The sequence below is a fragment of the Glutamicibacter sp. M10 genome (assembly GCF_025452055.1).
Taxonomy (GTDB): Bacteria; Actinomycetota; Actinomycetes; order Actinomycetales; family Micrococcaceae; genus Glutamicibacter.
On sequence record NZ_CP104918.1, the window covers coordinates 1894590 to 1910054 of the forward strand.

Genomic DNA, 15465 nt, shown 5'->3' on the forward strand with positions numbered 1-15465 from the left:
GAGGGAAAGTTAGGTTCATTGTGAGCTCGACGGCAATCGACACTGTGAAAAAGCGGATGCGCTTCGTACTGCTTCTCTCGGTAATCTTGTTGGTGGTGATCCTGGGCCGGTTGGTTTGGGTCCAGGGCATCAACGCAACTTCCGTCGCCAACGCAGCCCAGGAAAATCGCGAACGCCAAGAAACCATTGCTCCGACCCGTGGCTCCATTGAGGACCGCAACGGAACAACTCTGGCCGTCTCAGTTGATCGCTACGATCTTGTCATCGACCAGCGCCAGCAGGATGAAAACATCCGCCGCGCAAAACGCGATGGTTCCAACGGCCACGAGATGGTCTCTTGGGATCAGGCCATTGATGAACTAGCTGATGCGTTAGATCAAGACCGCGAAGAACTGGCAAAAAGGTTCGCCCGCAAGGAGATGCAACTCCTAAAGGCTACGTAGTCCTTGCCAAGAGCGTGACTCCAGAAGTCCGCAACGAAGTTAACGAAATCGGCATTCCTCGCCTGTCTTCCTTGCTACGCAGCGAGCGCCAGTACCCACAGGGCGTCATTGCCGGACCACTTTTGGGGTTCGTCAAAAACTCTGAAGACCAGACCTCGGTAGTTGGTGCCGAAGGTTTGGAACTGAGCCAAGAAGATCATTTGGCTGGAACCGAAGGTAGTCGCAAATACGAGATCAGCGCCGACGGCGTTCGTATCCCGGTGACCGAGGTTGAAGAAACTCCTGCAGTTAATGGTCAGGACGTTTTGCTGACCATCGACTCAGATATCAACTACGTGGCTCAGCGCGCTGCTGAAAAGAAGCGCGACGAGTTCAACGCCGAGTGGGTTTCCGTGGTTGCCATGGAAGTTAAGACCGGCAAGATTCTGGCTATCGGTGACTCTGCCGAGCTTGATCCCAATGACCCGGGCGCGACCGATCCTGAGTTCCGTCACTCCACATCCATTACTCGTGCCTTCGAGCCAGGTTCCACCGGTAAAGCAGCAATCTTCGCTGCGGCCATTGATCAAGGTGTTGTTAAGCCCACCGACGTGATGACCGTGCCGAACAAGAAGACTTTCACCAAGGAGACCATCAACGACTCCTTGCGGCACCCAACCTACGACATGACTGTCGCCGGTGTCTTCGCCCGTTCATACAACACCGGTACGGTGATGATCGGTAGCAAGATGAGCAAGCAGACCCGCTATGACTACATGAGGGCCTTTGGACTGGGAACTCCCATCCAGGTTGGCCTCAATGGTGCTAGTGCAGGCCAGCTGGCCAAGCCAGAAAATTGGGACCGTCGTCAGCAGTACACCACCATGTTCGGTCAGGGCTACTCGCAGACTGTGCTCCACACTGCCTCGATCTTCCAGACCTTGGCCAACGGTGGCGTGCGACTTTCTCCAAGTCTGATCGAAGGCTACCGAAACGATGATGGTTCGGTCACTAAGATTCCTGACCCAGAGCAGAAACGCGTGGTCAAAGAAACCACAGCCAAAGAGATGCTTAAGGTCATGGAATCCGTGGTCGACTACGGAACCGGCTACAAGGAAGCCATCCCCGGATACCGCGTTGGTGGTAAGACCGGTACCGGTCAGGCCGCGGGTGATAAGGGCTACGACGGCTATACTTATTCCTTTGCAGGTGTAGCACCTTTGGAAGACCCACAGTACGTAGTTGTCGCAACCATGTATCGCCCTAAGGGTGACTGGAAAGCCTTCACGGTCGCTGACACGTTTACCGACGTGATGAGCCACACGCTTAACACATTCAACGTGCCACCGAGCACAACAGATTCAGAGGCGTATGACGTCTTTGCAGGTAAGGAACAAAAGAAATCTTGGTAGCCCAGAATCCCGGAACTCCACGCGAGTTGGAGCGGTACCTTCGTCCAGAGAACATGGCCGGCTTGGGCTTTGAACAGGTCTGCGGCGCTGCTGGCGCGGTTCGAACGCGAACTGCGTTCAACGCTACCGTGCAGGTTTTCGGAGTAAGCCTGAACCCGCAAGTTATCCAGCCAGGCGATGTCTTCCTTGGCATCTCCGGGGCGAAGCGTCACGGCGCAGAATTTGTTGACACCGCGATCTCCAATGGCGCGGTCGCGATTATCACCGATACCGCCGGACTGGAGTTACTGCCCGAAGACCTGTCCATTCCGGTCGCCGTGGTTGCCAACGTACGTAAATCTGCAGCGCAGATTGCCCAGGCTGTGTATGGCACCAAGGACAAGAGCCCAACGCTGTTCGCAGTCACCGGGACCAACGGCAAAACCACCACCACCTTCATGATTCGTTCGATTCTTGAAGCGCTCGGTGAAGTGACCGGACTGATCGGCACCATCGAAATGTCTGCGCGGGGTCAAATTATCCCCAGCGTTCTAACCACTCCTGAATCAACCCAGCTTCACGGAGTACTGGCGCGCATGGCGCAGCAGGACGTCACCAGCGTGGCCATGGAAGTCTCCAGTCACTCCTTGAGTTATGGACGCGTTGACGCGCTGAACTTTGCGGTGGCCGGTTACACCAACCTCACCCAGGATCACTTGGACCTTCACGGGACCATGGAAGATTACTTCCAGACCAAGGCCGAGTTGTTCACTGCTGAACACAGCCAGAGCGCGGTCGTGATGGTTGATGATCAATACGGGGCACGGCTAGCAGACCAAGCCCAGATCCCTACCTTGTCGCTGAGCTTGGATGAAAGCAATACCGCTGCACATTGGCGAGTCATCGAGTTGGAGCACTCTGGGCTCGGCCATAGCTTCACCTTGGCACACCGCGACGGACAGGTACTGCGCACCCGCACCGCGTTGCCCGGCATGTTCAACGTAGCTAACGCCGCGCTAGCAACCGTCATGGTGCTCGCAAGCGGAGTAGAACTTGACGCTTTGCAAAAGGCGCTGGATGCCAAGGATCCGCTTTCGGTGGCCGTTCCAGGTCGAATGCAGGTCGTGGCCGAGTCACCGGTTGCAGTCGTCGACTTCGCGCACAACTCTGATGCCTTGGCCAAAGCCTTGGACTCGATCCGTCCTGGTGCTAACGGGCGACGCATTATCGTCTTTGGCGCCACCGGTGAACGAGATAAGACCAAGCGCCCAGATATGGGAGCCGTGGCAGCGCGTCACGCGGACATTGTCATCGTCACCGATGATGATCCACACGGTGAAGCACCAGAACCGATTCGTGAACAAGTGGCGGCCGGAGCGCAAGAGGTCATCCGCAACGAACGCGGCGAAACGGTGCTCTACAACATCGCGCCACGCGCCAAAGCCGTGGAATTCGCTGTGAGTTTAGCCAAGAGCAACGACGCAATCCTCGTAGCCGGTCGTGGCCACGAAGTAAGCCAAGACGTTGCGGGAATTGATGTAGAACTCGACGATCGTGTGGAATTAGCCAACGCGCTAAATCTTCATGGATTTGTGACCAAATCCTAGATTGAACAAGACCACTATCGCCTCCGCACGAGTGTAAAGTCCTTAATGCCATGATTGAACTGTCTTTGACTGACCTACTGAAGATCACCGGGGAGAAGCGAGTGCTACAGTCGCTTCCGACACGCTGATCACTTCCGTGACCACGGATTCGCGTGAAGTTACTTCAGGCTGCTTATTTGTAGCCAAGCCCGGAGAATTCTCCGACGGACACGCGTTTATTGATCGCGCTTTAGCCTCCGGAGCCGTACTAGCTCTGGCAGAACGGCTGACCTACGACGATGCCCGGAACGTACATCCGGCCATCATCGTTGATGACGCTGTTGAGGCAATGGGCAAGATCGCCGCTCACATTGTTCAGTACCTGAAAGCCAAAAACGACGCCAAGGTGGTTGGCATTACCGGTTCGGCCGGAAAAACTACCACCAAGGACTTGCTAGCGTCGATCCTTTCGGACGTGGCACCGACGGTGTCACCCATCGGCTCCTACAACGGTGAAGTTGGCGTACCGCTGACGGTGTTCACTGCGACGGAACAAACTAAGTACCTTGTTATCGAGATGGGCGCTACTGGCCTTGGCCACCTCACCTACCTCACCGACATGGTGCACCCGCAGGTCGGAGTGGTGCTCTGTGTTGGTACCGCCCACGCCGGTGAATTTGGCGGCGTGCAAAACATCGAGAAGGCCAAGGGCGAACTTGTTCAAGCTTTGGACACCGATGGCATCGCAATTCTGAACGCTGATGATTCCCGTGTGGCTCGCATGGAAGACCGGACCTCCGGTGAAGTGCGTTTCTTTGGCACCAGCGAGCACAAACCAGAACGGGCAGGGGTCTGGGCCAGCGACATTGTGGTCAATTCTGCAGGACAGCCGCAGCTCACCCTTGAATTCCCTAACGGTTACAGCCAGCGGATTACCTCCGGGCTGCTCGGCCGACACCACGTCAGCAATATCTTGGCAGCTGCTAACGCGGCCTACGCACTAGACATCGACCCTGAGGCCATCGCCTCAAGCCTAGACGGACGGGCCGCCGGTAGCCGTTGGCGCATGGAGCGTATCGAACGCGCCGACGGGGTGAGCATCATCAATGATGCCTACAACGCCAACCCTGAATCCATGCGTGCCGCTCTGGTAACGCTGGCAGAACTGGGACTGGGCGAAGACGGTGCACCGGGTCGACGCACCTGGGCCGTACTGGGTGAAATGCTTGAACTCGGTGATGAACGAATTCACCAACATGACTTGCTCGGACGCTTAGCCGTTCGAATGAACATTAAGAAACTGGTTGTTGTTGGATCCGGCGCTAAGCCGGCTTACAACTCGGCCGTGCTTGAAGGTAGCTGGGGCGACGAGGCGTACTACGTTGAAAGCGTGGACGAAGCTCGTGAACTGCTGCAAGCTGAACTTCAACCAGGGGATATTGCCCTATTCAAGTCCTCTAATGGGGCCGGTCTGCGCTTCCTTGGCGACGACATCGCAGCATTCGTGAAGGAAGGCGAAGACGCGTGATCGCATTGATCTTGGGGGCTGGCATTGCCCTCGTTTTGACCATGGTGGCAATGCCGCTGTACATCAAACTGCTTACTGCTAAGCAGTATGGCCAAGTGGTTCGTGATGATGGACCAAACTCCCACGCCGTAAAGTCAGGCACCCCAACTATGGGTGGCGTGGTCTTTGTGCTCGCGGTATTTGTTGCATACTTCGCCACTCACGGCATCCTTGCCTTGATGGGACGCTCATCCTCTGGCATCACCGCCAGCGGATTACTTGCCCTGCTGCTCTTTGGAGGCATGGGTCTGGTCGGCTTCCTAGATGACTTCATCAAGATCTTTAAGAAGCGTTCCCTGGGGCTACGCGCATGGCAGAAGATCGTCCTTCAGGCGATTTTTGGTATCAGCTTTGCGGTGATGGCCTTGCAGTTCCCTAACGAACGCGGCCTGACCCCGGGCTCCACCGCGATCTCATTCCTTCGCGACTCCAACATTGATCTGGCATTTGCTGGACCGTTACTTGGACTCATCCTGTTTGTGATCTGGGCGAACTTCATCGTTACCGGTACCACTAACGCGGTGAACCTCACCGACGGTCTGGACGGGCTAGCAACCGGTGCGGCAATTATGGTCTTTGGTGCCTACACCCTGATGGGGATCTGGCAGCAGAACCAAGCGTGCGCCAACATCAGCTCGATGGATGTTTGCTACTCGGTTCGTGACCCACAGGACCTGGCCCTGCTTGGTGCCACCCTCTCCGGTGCACTGATCGCTTTCCTTTGGTTCAACGCCAAGCCTGCCAAGATCTTCATGGGCGACACCGGCTCGTTGGCTATTGGTGGCGCCATTGCCGCGTTCGCGATCCTCTCGCGCACCCAGCTGTTGCTTGTAGTCATTGCCGGTCTGTTTGTCATCGTTGCACTCTCGGTGATCATCCAGGTGGGTTACTTCAAGATCTCCGGTGGTAAGCGTGTGTTCAAGATGGCACCGTTGCAGCACCACTTTGAACTTTCGGGCTGGTCCGAAGAAAACGTCGTAATTCGATTCTGGATCCTTGCCGGCCTCTTTGTGGCTGCCGGTTTGGGACTCTTCTACTCTGAATGGGTTGTCGCACTGTGAGCGCAGATGCCAAAGAACTTTTGGACTCACTAACTAGCTGGGATGCTAACTGGAAAGGTTTGCGTGTTGTTGTTGCAGGCATGGGGCTTTCCGGCTTCTCCGCCGCCGACACACTGATCGAGCTGGGCGCCATCGTCACCGTCATTGACGGCAAAGATGATGAGAAGAACCAGCAGCGTGGCGAAACGCTCAAGATTGTTGGCGCCCACGAAGTATTGCTTGGTGCCGAACACGTTACCTCCCTACCATTGGTAGCTGGCGAACAAGCACAGCTGGTGATGGTTTCACCGGGCTGGAATCCACGTAACCCAGTGATCGCGCAAGCTGCGGATCTGGGAATTGCTATCTGGAGCGACATTGAGCTGGCCTGGCGTGTGCAAAACCGTGCCGGCCATGTGGCTCCAAAGTGGTTGGCGATTACCGGTACCAACGGTAAAACCACCACGGTGGGCATGACCGAATCGATCTTGCGTGCAGCCGGCCTGAAGGCCATCGCCGTAGGAAACGTTGGCACCCCGATTCTTGATGCAGTTCGCGAACCGGTTGAATACGACGTTTTTGCCGTAGAACTCTCCAGCTTCCAGCTGCACTACACCCACAGCATCTCGCCGTTGGCCTCCGTGGTTCTGAATATCGCAGAAGACCACGTTGACTGGCACGACGGCTTTGAGAACTACAAGGACGCTAAAGCGAAGATCTACGAGCGCACTCAAGTCGCTGCGATCTTTAACGCTGAAGAAGAAGTCACCATTTCGATGGTGGAAAATGCTGACGTCATTGAAGGCTGCCGTGCTGTTGGCTTCACCACTGATACTCCAGCAGTATCCATGCTTGGCATCGTGGAGAACCTGTTGGTTGACCGTGCTTTTGTTGAAGATCGCAAATCGAGTGCCGCTGAACTGATCCCGCTGGATCAGATCGGTGAGATTGTTCCTCGGCACACGGCAGCCAATGCAGCCGCAGCAGCGGCACTGACCCGTGCCTATGGCGTTGAACCAGAAGCCGTGTTTAACGGTTTGAGCGGTTTTGATGCTGGTGAACACCGCATCCAAGCAGTAGCTCGAAAGAACGACATCCTCTGGATCAACGATTCTAAGGCGACCAACCCACACGCCGCGGACGCCTCCTTGGCTGCCTTTACGCGTGTTGTCTGGATCGCCGGCGGCCTATCTAAGGGTGTTGAATACGAAGAGTTGGTCGCTAAGCACGCACACCGCTTGGCTAAGGTGCTGGTGATCGGAACCGACACCGCGGCACTGATTAAGGCTCTGGCTGCCAAGGCTCCGGATGTTGAGGTCATCAACATCACCGCTCTGGCACAGTCGGCACAATTGAGTGAACCAACCGGCACCGACGTCATGGCTCAGGCCGTGGCGAAGGCTGGCGAAATCGCTGAGCCAGGGGACACCGTACTCATGGCACCTGCGGCGGCTTCGATGGATCAATTCAGCTCTTATGCCCAGCGTGGCAACGCGTTTATCAGCGCCGTCAGTGATCTGATGGATAAAGCTGGCGAAGAGAACTAAGCAACCGTTTACCGTACAGATGACACCAAGGCAGGAGGCACCGATGGCGACAGAGCAACATCAGCCAGCCACGGGGGCCGCAGCAAAAACTCCCTTGTTGAGCAAACTGATTGGCACGGTTGAAAGTGCCAGCGGACGCATGGCGTCCATGGATTACTGGATGGTCCTTGCGATCTCGGTAGTACTGGCCATCTTCGGAGTATTGATGGTGCAGTCCTCCGCCTCGGTGGAAGCCATCGCCAAAGGCAAAGACGGCTTCACCGTAGCCCTATCGCAGGCGATGTTCGCCGGCGTGGGCATCCTGTGCATGCTAGGTATGCAGTTCCTCAAACCAACCAAGCTCAAAGCTCTGGCTTGGCCGGCAGTTTTTGGTGCACTGTTGTTGCTGTTCATGGTTGCCTTTACCCCGTTGGGTCACACCGTGCTGGGTAACCGAAACTGGATCAGGATCGGCCCTTTAGGCTTGCAGCCAAGTGAGTTCGCAAAGTTGGCTTTGGCCGTTTTTGCCGCCTTCATGCTTGAGAAGAAGCAGCACATGCTGCACGACATCAAGCACTTGGTCATCCCGGTCGTCGCTCCGGTTGGCATCGGCATTGTTGGCCTGGTGGTTGTCGGTAAAGACGTTGGTACTGCACTGGTGCTGCTGATGGTGATCGCCACAGCGATGTTCCTTGGCGGAATTCGCATGAAGTGGTTGGCCGGCTTCGCAGCCGTAGGCCTTGTTGGCATGGCCATCGCCGTTATGGGATCTTCCAACCGACGTCAGCGTGTGCTTGCGTGGCTGGATACCGATTGTGGTCCTAGCGACCAGCTTTGTTACCAGGCAAGTATGGGTCTGCACGCTTTCGCCTCCGGTGGCTGGTTTGGTGTGGGCGCCGGGCAGTCCCGCATGAAGTGGTCTTATGTGCCAGAAGCCCAGAACGACTTCATTTTCTCCATTTTGGGTGAAGAGTTTGGTCTGATTGGTGTGCTCTTCGTACTTGCTATGTTCATCGTCTTGGCCCTGGCTATGTACCGCATTGCGATTCGAGCCAACGACATGTACACCAAGGTGCTCATGGGTTGCTTGATGGCGTGGGTCGTTGGCCAGACGTTCGTAAACTTAGGTACGGTTACCGGAGTGCTTCCGGTCATTGGTGTCCCGCTACCGTTTATCTCATCCGGTGGTTCGGCCATGCTAGCCATTATGTTGGCCATGGGCTTTGTCCTGTCATCTGCTCGGGCTCAGAAGCTAGCTTTTGAAGCCAGCGCAGAGAAGAACCTGAACAAAACCAAGCCAACTAAGCAAAAGTAGCGCACCGTTCGCCACACAAACGTTGACGCCCTGAATTCATATTGAAGGGTACCAAGCCCGTACGTTCGGGGCCAAAGGAGTAGAAGAGCAGATGAGCGAAGCAATGCGTCTTGTCGTCGCTGGCGGAGGAACTGCTGGCCACATCTCACCCATGCTGGCGATTGCCGATGCGGTGAAAGTTGAACAAGCCGGTGCACAGATCACTGCCTTGGGTTCCCCTGGCGGTCTGGAAACCAAACTGGTTCCAGAGGCCAGCTATCCCTTGGAGCTGATCCCTAAAGCACCCATGCCTCGCAGCCTGAATCTTGACCTGTTTAAGTTCCCGTTCCGTTTCCTCACGGCACTGAACCAAGCTAAGCGTGTGCTTAAAGAAACCAAGGCTGAAGCGGTACTCGGGGTGGGAGGCTACGTCTGCACCCCGGCCTACCTAGCTGCCAAGCAGCTACGGATCCCGATCTTTGTTCACGAGGCTAACTCCGTGGCAGGTATGGCCAACAAGCTCGGCGCAAAATCAGCCGTCTTTGTGGGAACCACTTTTGCGCAGACCGGACTTCCCGGCGAAGTCCAAGTTGGTATGCCAATGCGCTCCAACGTGGCACAGATGGATCGTCACGCGTTGCGCGATGAAGCTCGTGCGTACTTCGGCGTTCCAGATGCCAAGCCGATCCTGTTGGTCACCGGTGGATCCTCGGGTGCGCAGAGTATCAACACTGCTATCGCCGACTCGCTTGATGAGCTTCATGCAGCCGGAGTGCATACCGTGCATATCACCGGACGAGGCAAGCAGATTCTTAACTCCGAGGGCCAGCTTTTGGAACACGAGGGTTACACCCAGGTTGAGTACGTTGACCGTATGGAGTATGCCTACGCCGTGGCCGATCTGATGGTCTGCCGCTCCGGTGCAGGAACCGTGTGCGAACTAGAAGTTGCCGGCACCGCAGCCGTTTTGGTCCCACTGCCAATCGGCAACGGAGAGCAAAAACTTAATGCCCGTGCTTTGGTCGCTGCTGGGGGAGCGCTCTTGGTCTCTGATGACGAATTTTCCAAGAGCTATGTCACCGAAAATGTCATCACATTGCTCGGCGATCAGCATAAACTTGAACAGATGTCTCAAGCAGCTGCCTCGTTAGGGCAGCGCGACGCCGCACAAATCATGGCGCGTCGAATTATTGAAGAAGTTTCAACCCGCCGTGGTGCGGGTCAGGAAGGCTAGAACCATGGCACTGCGCGCCAACGAACTGCACACTGAACTCGGCAAAGTACACCTCATGGGCGTTGCCGGGGTCGGAGTATCTGCGGTGGCTCGATTGCTACTGGACTACGGGCTGGAAGTTTCGGGCACCGACGCTAAGGACCTGCCGGTTCTGGACGGATTGCGTGAACGCGGAGCTCGAATCCATATTGGCTACGATCCTGCCAACTTGGGTGACGCCCAAACTGTGGTGATCTCTTCGATCATCAAGCCGGGAAACCCAGAATACGATGAGGCCGTACGTCGTGGCCTGAAGATTCTGCACCGTTCACAGGGCTTGGAAGCTACCATGCGAGGCCACGAGAAGGTCGTGACCGTCGCCGGTACTCACGGAAAAACCACGACCACTTCGCTGACCGCTCACATGCTCAAGGCTGTTGGCACACGCCCCAGCTTTGCAGTAGGCGCAAATATCCCAAGCTTGGGTACCAATGCGGAGCTTGGTGCAGGCGGATACTTTGTTGCCGAAGCCGACGAATCCGATGCGTCGTTCCTGAACTACCGACCTGACGTGATCATCGTGACCAACGTCGAGGCCGATCATCTGGATCACTACGGAACCGCCGAAGCAGTACACCAAGCCTTTGTGGACTTCGCTTGGTTGCTGCCAGAAAATGGTCTGCTGATTTGTTGCGCGGATGATCCAGGCGCTAACGACCTGGCCAATAAGATGCGCGCCGAACGCAGCGACCTGCGTGTGCGTACCTACGGGTTTAGCGAGCATGCTGATCACCGTCTCTCTGCGGCGCAGGCCACAGCAGACGGACGCTTTACCGCCAATATTGACCTAGGTGACGGTCAGAAACACACCATGGATCTGGCTGTACCTGGCCAGCACAACCTACTCAACGCTGCCGCAGCACTGAGTGTTGCGCTGGACGCAGGCCTTGACGCTGACCAAGCACTGCAGGCGCTCGCAAGCTTCTCCGGTGCAGCGCGCCGCTTTGAGTTCAAGGGAGAAGTCGGTGAAGTTCGGGTCTATGACGACTACGCGCATCACCCAACTGAAGTTTTGGCCGCTTTGTCCGCGGGGCGCACTGTTGCCGGTGAAGGCAAACTTCACATTGTTTTCCAGCCGCACCTGTTTAGCCGCACCAAGGAGTTCTACCGAGAATTCGCGCAGGCACTTTCGCTGGCGGATTCAGTGGCAGTCTTGGAAATCTACCCGGCTCGCGAAGAGCCGATCGAAGGCGTGACCAGTGAGCTGATTTCCTCGCGGATTGAAGTTCCTTCACACGTCTTTGAACCTGCTTCTGCGGTCGCACACGTGATCGAGAAGGCAGAACCCGGAGATGTCGTGATGACCATCGGCGCCGGTGATGTCACCGCGCTGGGTCCTGAAATCGTGAAATCACTGAGCTAACGCAATCAGGCAATAGTCGTAGGCCAATGACATTGGTCGTACCAACCACACAAGGCGTTCCATGGGTGAAGAATCAAAAGTCGTAGTACTTCCGGAAAGTCCGGAGAAGAAGCGACGTAAGCTGCTGATCATTATCTCGGTGAGCATTGTGGTGCTCAGCCTCGTTGCAGTGCTTATTTTGAGTTTTTCTCCTTTGCTGGCAGCGAAGAAAATTGAAGTCTCTGGCACCAAGCTGACTGACGCTAAAAAGTTGACGCAATCTTTGGAGCCGCTGAAGGGCACTCCCCTTCCACGAATTTCGGAGTCCAAGGTTCAGGAACTGATCGGTGAGCAGCCAGCCATCGACAGTGTGGTCGTTAAAGCACAGATGCCAAATACCTTGGTGGTAGAAGTTATCGAGGCGGATCCGGTGGCCATCTTGGTTGATGGCGACAAGCAGTATCTAGTCTCTGAGACCGGCAAGAAGCTTCGTACCTTGGGCAAAAAAGACAAGACGAAACTTCCGAAGATCAAAGCCAGCAATGAAACCAAGGACCCTGAGAAGTTTAAGTTGTTGACCAGCATCTTGAGCTCAGTGGATCAGGAAGTGTTGAAGGAAGTTACAACAGCGACCCTGTCCAAAGCAGGCTTTGCAGAACTTGCCCTTCCCAAGAAGCGCACGCTGATTTGGGGAGACAATACGAAGTCTGCACTAAAAAACCAGGTAGCGAAGATTTTCGTGAAAGAGCTTGGCGACAAGGATTCAGCCAAGACCACCATCGACGTTACCAACCCAGAGAATCCAGTGGTTTATTAAGTCTCGGCCTTATGGGCGCGGGAGGACGAATAAGCCGACAAATTCTGGAAAGATAGTTTTGAACAAGCGACACGCCTCGGCGGTCGTTGCACAAAGACCACACGACTCATAGCGTTTCTTATAACGACAGCTTGACAGAACCTAAAGCTTAAGGCTAAAGATGAAGGTTTTGAGCTGAAGTCGTGACATATGTAGCACATCTAACAAGGGAAGCGGGACGTGGCAGCTCCACAGAATTACCTCGCGGTCATTAAAGTCGTCGGAATCGGCGGTGGCGGTGTAAACGCAGTCAATCGAATGATCGAAGTCGGTCTTAAAGGCGTAGAATTTATCGCCATTAACACCGATGCTCAGGCTCTGCTTATGAGTGATGCCGACGTCAAACTAGACGTAGGACGCGAACTTACTCGCGGCCTGGGCGCTGGTGCTAACCCTGATGTGGGACGCCAGGCAGCTGAAGATCATGTAGAAGAAATCGAAGACGTCCTACGTGGCGCAGACATGGTCTTCGTTACCGCTGGCGAAGGCGGTGGCACCGGTACTGGTGGCGCACCAGTAGTTGCACGCATTGCGCGTTCGCTTGGTGCACTGACCATCGGTGTTGTCACCCGTCCGTTCACCTTCGAAGGTCGCCGTCGTGCGAACTCCGCCGAGTCGGGCATTGAAGCTCTGCGCGACGAAGTAGATACTTTGATCGTGATTCCGAATGATCGACTGCTCTCGATCTCGGATCGCAACGTTTCGGTTCTGGATGCATTCCGCCAGGCCGACCAGGTCCTGCTCTCCGGTGTGCAGGGCATCACCGACTTGATCACTACCTCCGGTTTGATCAACTTGGACTTCGCCGACGTTAAGTCTGTTATGCAGGGTGCGGGTTCCGCACTCATGGGTATCGGCTCGGCACGCGGTGAGGATCGTGCAGTCAAGGCTGCCGAACTCGCAATCGCTTCGCCACTTCTTGAAGCATCCATCGATGGCGCACACGGCGTGTTGCTCTCCATCCAGGGTGGCTCGGACCTCGGTCTGTTCGAAATCAACGAAGCCGCTCGCCTGGTGCAGGAAGTTGCTCACCCGGAAGCTAACATCATCTTCGGTGCCGTCATTGACGATGCCCTGGGCGATGAAGCACGCGTCACCGTGATTGCTGCTGGTTTTGACGAGCCAGATGTAACCAGCAAGCCAATGGCACCGGTTGCAGCAAAGCCAGCTGTATCTTCGCGTCCAGTTGAGCCAGTACCTGCATCAGTACCTGAACACCAGGCCCCTGCGGCACCTGCAGCTGCAAAGCCAGCTCCGGTTGCTGAAGAAAAGCCTGCTGAGAACAACGGCTCGTTCCAGGATCTTCCTGACGTTGTCGATTCGGACCTCAACGGTTCGAACGACGATCTGGATGTTCCTGACTTCCTGAAGTAAAAACAGCGAGAAGCTGAGCAGTGCTACATTTCACGTCGGACCTCGATCCGAGTATTCAGTTGGCGTTTACGTCGCAAGAAGAGGGAAACCTCGCCTTGCACGTGGATGACGATCCCCGCCTGGTAGCGGAGAATCGTAGCCGGTTGGAAGACTCGATCGGGGTTCGACGTTTCTCGCTTAATTTCATGAACCAGGTGCACTCAGCCGATGTCTTCAAAGTGCAACCGGTGGAGCGTAGCTCATGGCTTGAACCGCCGGCACCTACTTGTGATGGATTGGTTGATCCTACGGGCAAGCAGCCATTGGCTGTAATGGTCGCTGATTGTCTTCCGGTGCTCTTTGTTGGCACAGATGCACAAGCTGATCGCACGTTCGCCGCAGCAACGCATGCAGGACGTCGCGGACTGCTCGATAATATTCTCACTCGTACGGTCCAAGAGCTTCGGGCGCTGGGTGCAGATCAAATCGAAGCGATTATTGGACCTTCTATTTGCGGACGATGCTACGAAGTATCAACCGAAATGGCGGAGGAGTCCGAGTCGCTCCGGGCGGGTATTCGATCTGAAACTCGCTGGGGGAGTGCAGGACTTGATTTGCCGGCTTCGGCCGAACGAGAGCTTGTTGAGCTCGGTGTTCAGGTACGCCAAAGCGAGGTCTGTACCTTGGAAAACGAAAGCTATTATTCGTACCGTCGCACACCAAGTGCCGGACGACTTGCTGGACTGATTTGGTCCGCAGCGTAGACGTGCGCGACACACCGCGCAGAATTGAACGAATAAACGATGTCTGCCGAAATTTGTACGGTAGCGTCGAAGTAGCGGAAGCATGCAATGGGGTTGCATGCAAGGGATAAACAAGGAGAAACATCGTGGCTGACGGTCTACGTAAGGCAATGGTATATCTCGGCTTGGCGGACGCCGTCGAGCAAGAAGAAACCCATACAACATACTCCGAGCCTAAAAGCCAGGTGCGTGTTGTTGAGGATGCTGCTCCATCGCAGCGCCCTGCAGAAACCCCACGTCCGCAAGCTGTCGCAAGGCCAGCTGCAGCGCAATCACAAGCTAGAGAACCAGAGACGGAATACCGTGCTCCGGTCACCCCAATCAAGCGTGCCCCTTCAGTACGGGATGAGGATTCCGAATTGCGTCAGATTACAACCGTTCACCCACGTTCTTACAACGATGCCAAGATCATCGGTGAGAACTTCCGTGACGGAATCCCGGTGATTATGAACGTCACCGATATGGGCGAGACCGATGCCAAGCGCCTCGTTGATTTCTCCGCCGGACTAGTTTTCGCCTTGCACGGCTCAATCGAGCGCGTGACTAACAAGGTCTTCCTACTTTCTCCTTCAACCGTTGAGGTGCTGGGAGAAGACCACAAGAAGTCTGAAGCTCAGGCTACTTTCTTCAACCAAAGCTAAGAGCCCAGGAGCACACACACAAATGGTGTTCGGGATCATCTATCTCGCTTTAGCAATTCTGCAGATACTACTGCTGATGCGAATTGTGCTGGATATTACTGAAAGCTTTGCTCGCCACTGGCAACCCAAAGGCATCGCATTGATTGCAGCTACTGCAATCGTGTCGATTACTGATCCTCCACTGCGCTGGTTGCGCAGGAGAATCAAACCACTAGATCTTGGCGGAATTCGTCTTGACCTGTCGTTTCTGCTGTTGTTCATCGTTGTAATGCTTGTCAAAGCAGTGGTGTACAGCGTAGGTACCAGTACAGGGATCTGATTAGGCGGTTTTCGTCTAGAACAGGGATTGTTCTGTGAGTTCAAACCCTGTA

Annotated in this window: 14 protein-coding genes; all 14 read left to right on the forward strand. The window is 55.4% G+C overall.

What is annotated here, in order from left to right:
* Nucleotides 1-20: 20 nt before the first annotated feature.
* Complete coding sequence (locus N6V40_RS09285) at nt 21-443, forward strand: hypothetical protein (protein WP_262197423.1); 423 nt, start codon at nt 21-23, stop codon at nt 441-443.
* A 14-nt stretch (nt 444-457) separates the two neighbouring features.
* Entirely contained in the window at nt 458-1834 is a 1377-nt protein-coding gene (locus tag N6V40_RS09290; protein WP_262197424.1) for a peptidoglycan D,D-transpeptidase FtsI family protein, read from the forward strand.
* On the forward strand, nt 1828-3420 hold the full coding sequence (locus N6V40_RS09295) for a UDP-N-acetylmuramoyl-L-alanyl-D-glutamate--2,6-diaminopimelate ligase (RefSeq protein ID WP_131088564.1): 1593 nt from the start codon (nt 1828-1830) through the stop codon (nt 3418-3420). The genes N6V40_RS09290 and N6V40_RS09295 overlap by 7 nt, the downstream gene beginning before the upstream one ends.
* A 136-nt stretch (nt 3421-3556) precedes the next feature.
* The gene (gene murF / locus N6V40_RS09300) at nt 3557-4927 is read left to right on the forward strand and encodes a UDP-N-acetylmuramoyl-tripeptide--D-alanyl-D-alanine ligase (RefSeq protein WP_262197425.1); all 1371 of its coding nucleotides are present in this window, start codon (nt 3557-3559) and stop codon (nt 4925-4927) included.
* Nucleotides 4924-6027: a phospho-N-acetylmuramoyl-pentapeptide-transferase gene (gene mraY / locus N6V40_RS09305; RefSeq protein WP_131088562.1), complete on the forward strand. Its 1104-nt coding sequence runs from the start codon at nt 4924-4926 to the stop codon at nt 6025-6027. The genes murF and mraY overlap by 4 nt, the downstream gene beginning before the upstream one ends.
* Nucleotides 6009-7553: a UDP-N-acetylmuramoyl-L-alanine--D-glutamate ligase gene (gene murD / locus N6V40_RS09310; protein ID WP_262197426.1), complete on the forward strand. Its 1545-nt coding sequence runs from the start codon at nt 6009-6011 to the stop codon at nt 7551-7553. The genes mraY and murD overlap by 19 nt, the downstream gene beginning before the upstream one ends.
* 43 nt (nt 7554-7596) lie before the next feature.
* Nucleotides 7597-8847 (forward strand): FtsW/RodA/SpoVE family cell cycle protein, encoded by a 1251-nt coding sequence (locus tag N6V40_RS09315; RefSeq protein ID WP_262197427.1) that lies wholly within the window; start codon nt 7597-7599, stop codon nt 8845-8847.
* A gap of 91 nt (nt 8848-8938) precedes the next feature.
* Nucleotides 8939-10060, forward strand: coding sequence for an undecaprenyldiphospho-muramoylpentapeptide beta-N-acetylglucosaminyltransferase (gene murG / locus N6V40_RS09320; protein ID WP_131088559.1), 1122 nt, complete (start codon nt 8939-8941; stop codon nt 10058-10060).
* Between the two features lie 4 nt (nt 10061-10064).
* A complete protein-coding gene (murC, locus tag N6V40_RS09325; protein WP_262197428.1) occupies nt 10065-11462 on the forward strand; it encodes a UDP-N-acetylmuramate--L-alanine ligase in 1398 nt (465 codons plus the stop codon).
* Between the two features lie 61 nt (nt 11463-11523).
* Nucleotides 11524-12258, forward strand: coding sequence for a cell division protein FtsQ/DivIB (locus tag N6V40_RS09330; protein ID WP_131088557.1), 735 nt, complete (start codon nt 11524-11526; stop codon nt 12256-12258).
* A gap of 219 nt (nt 12259-12477) precedes the next feature.
* Nucleotides 12478-13671: a cell division protein FtsZ gene (ftsZ, locus tag N6V40_RS09335; protein ID WP_262197430.1), complete on the forward strand. Its 1194-nt coding sequence runs from the start codon at nt 12478-12480 to the stop codon at nt 13669-13671.
* 20 nt (nt 13672-13691) lie between these two features.
* Nucleotides 13692-14414 (forward strand): purine nucleoside phosphorylase YfiH/LACC1 family protein, encoded by a 723-nt coding sequence (locus N6V40_RS09340; RefSeq protein WP_262197431.1) that lies wholly within the window; start codon nt 13692-13694, stop codon nt 14412-14414.
* Between the two features lie 125 nt (nt 14415-14539).
* A complete protein-coding gene (locus tag N6V40_RS09345) occupies nt 14540-15094 on the forward strand; it encodes a cell division protein SepF (protein WP_262197432.1) in 555 nt (184 codons plus the stop codon).
* A gap of 22 nt (nt 15095-15116) precedes the next feature.
* The gene (locus N6V40_RS09350; protein WP_131088553.1) at nt 15117-15413 is read left to right on the forward strand and encodes a YggT family protein; all 297 of its coding nucleotides are present in this window, start codon (nt 15117-15119) and stop codon (nt 15411-15413) included.
* The last annotated feature ends 52 nt before the right edge of the window (nt 15414-15465 follow it).

What these genes read in the sequence shown, in the direction of transcription:
- N6V40_RS09350 (WP_131088553.1), top strand. Translation starts at nt 15,117, where the DNA reads ATGGTGTTCGGGATCATCTATCTCGCTTTAGCAATTCTGCAGATACTA.
- N6V40_RS09315 (WP_262197427.1), top strand. Translation starts at nt 7,597, where the DNA reads ATGGCGACAGAGCAACATCAGCCAGCCACGGGGGCCGCAGCAAAAACT.
- murC (WP_262197428.1), top strand. Translation starts at nt 10,065, where the DNA reads ATGGCACTGCGCGCCAACGAACTGCACACTGAACTCGGCAAAGTACAC.
- murD (WP_262197426.1), top strand. Translation starts at nt 6,009, where the DNA reads ATGGGTTGTCGCACTGTGAGCGCAGATGCCAAAGAACTTTTGGACTCA.
- N6V40_RS09330 (WP_131088557.1), top strand. Translation starts at nt 11,524, where the DNA reads ATGGGTGAAGAATCAAAAGTCGTAGTACTTCCGGAAAGTCCGGAGAAG.
- murG (WP_131088559.1), top strand. Translation starts at nt 8,939, where the DNA reads ATGAGCGAAGCAATGCGTCTTGTCGTCGCTGGCGGAGGAACTGCTGGC.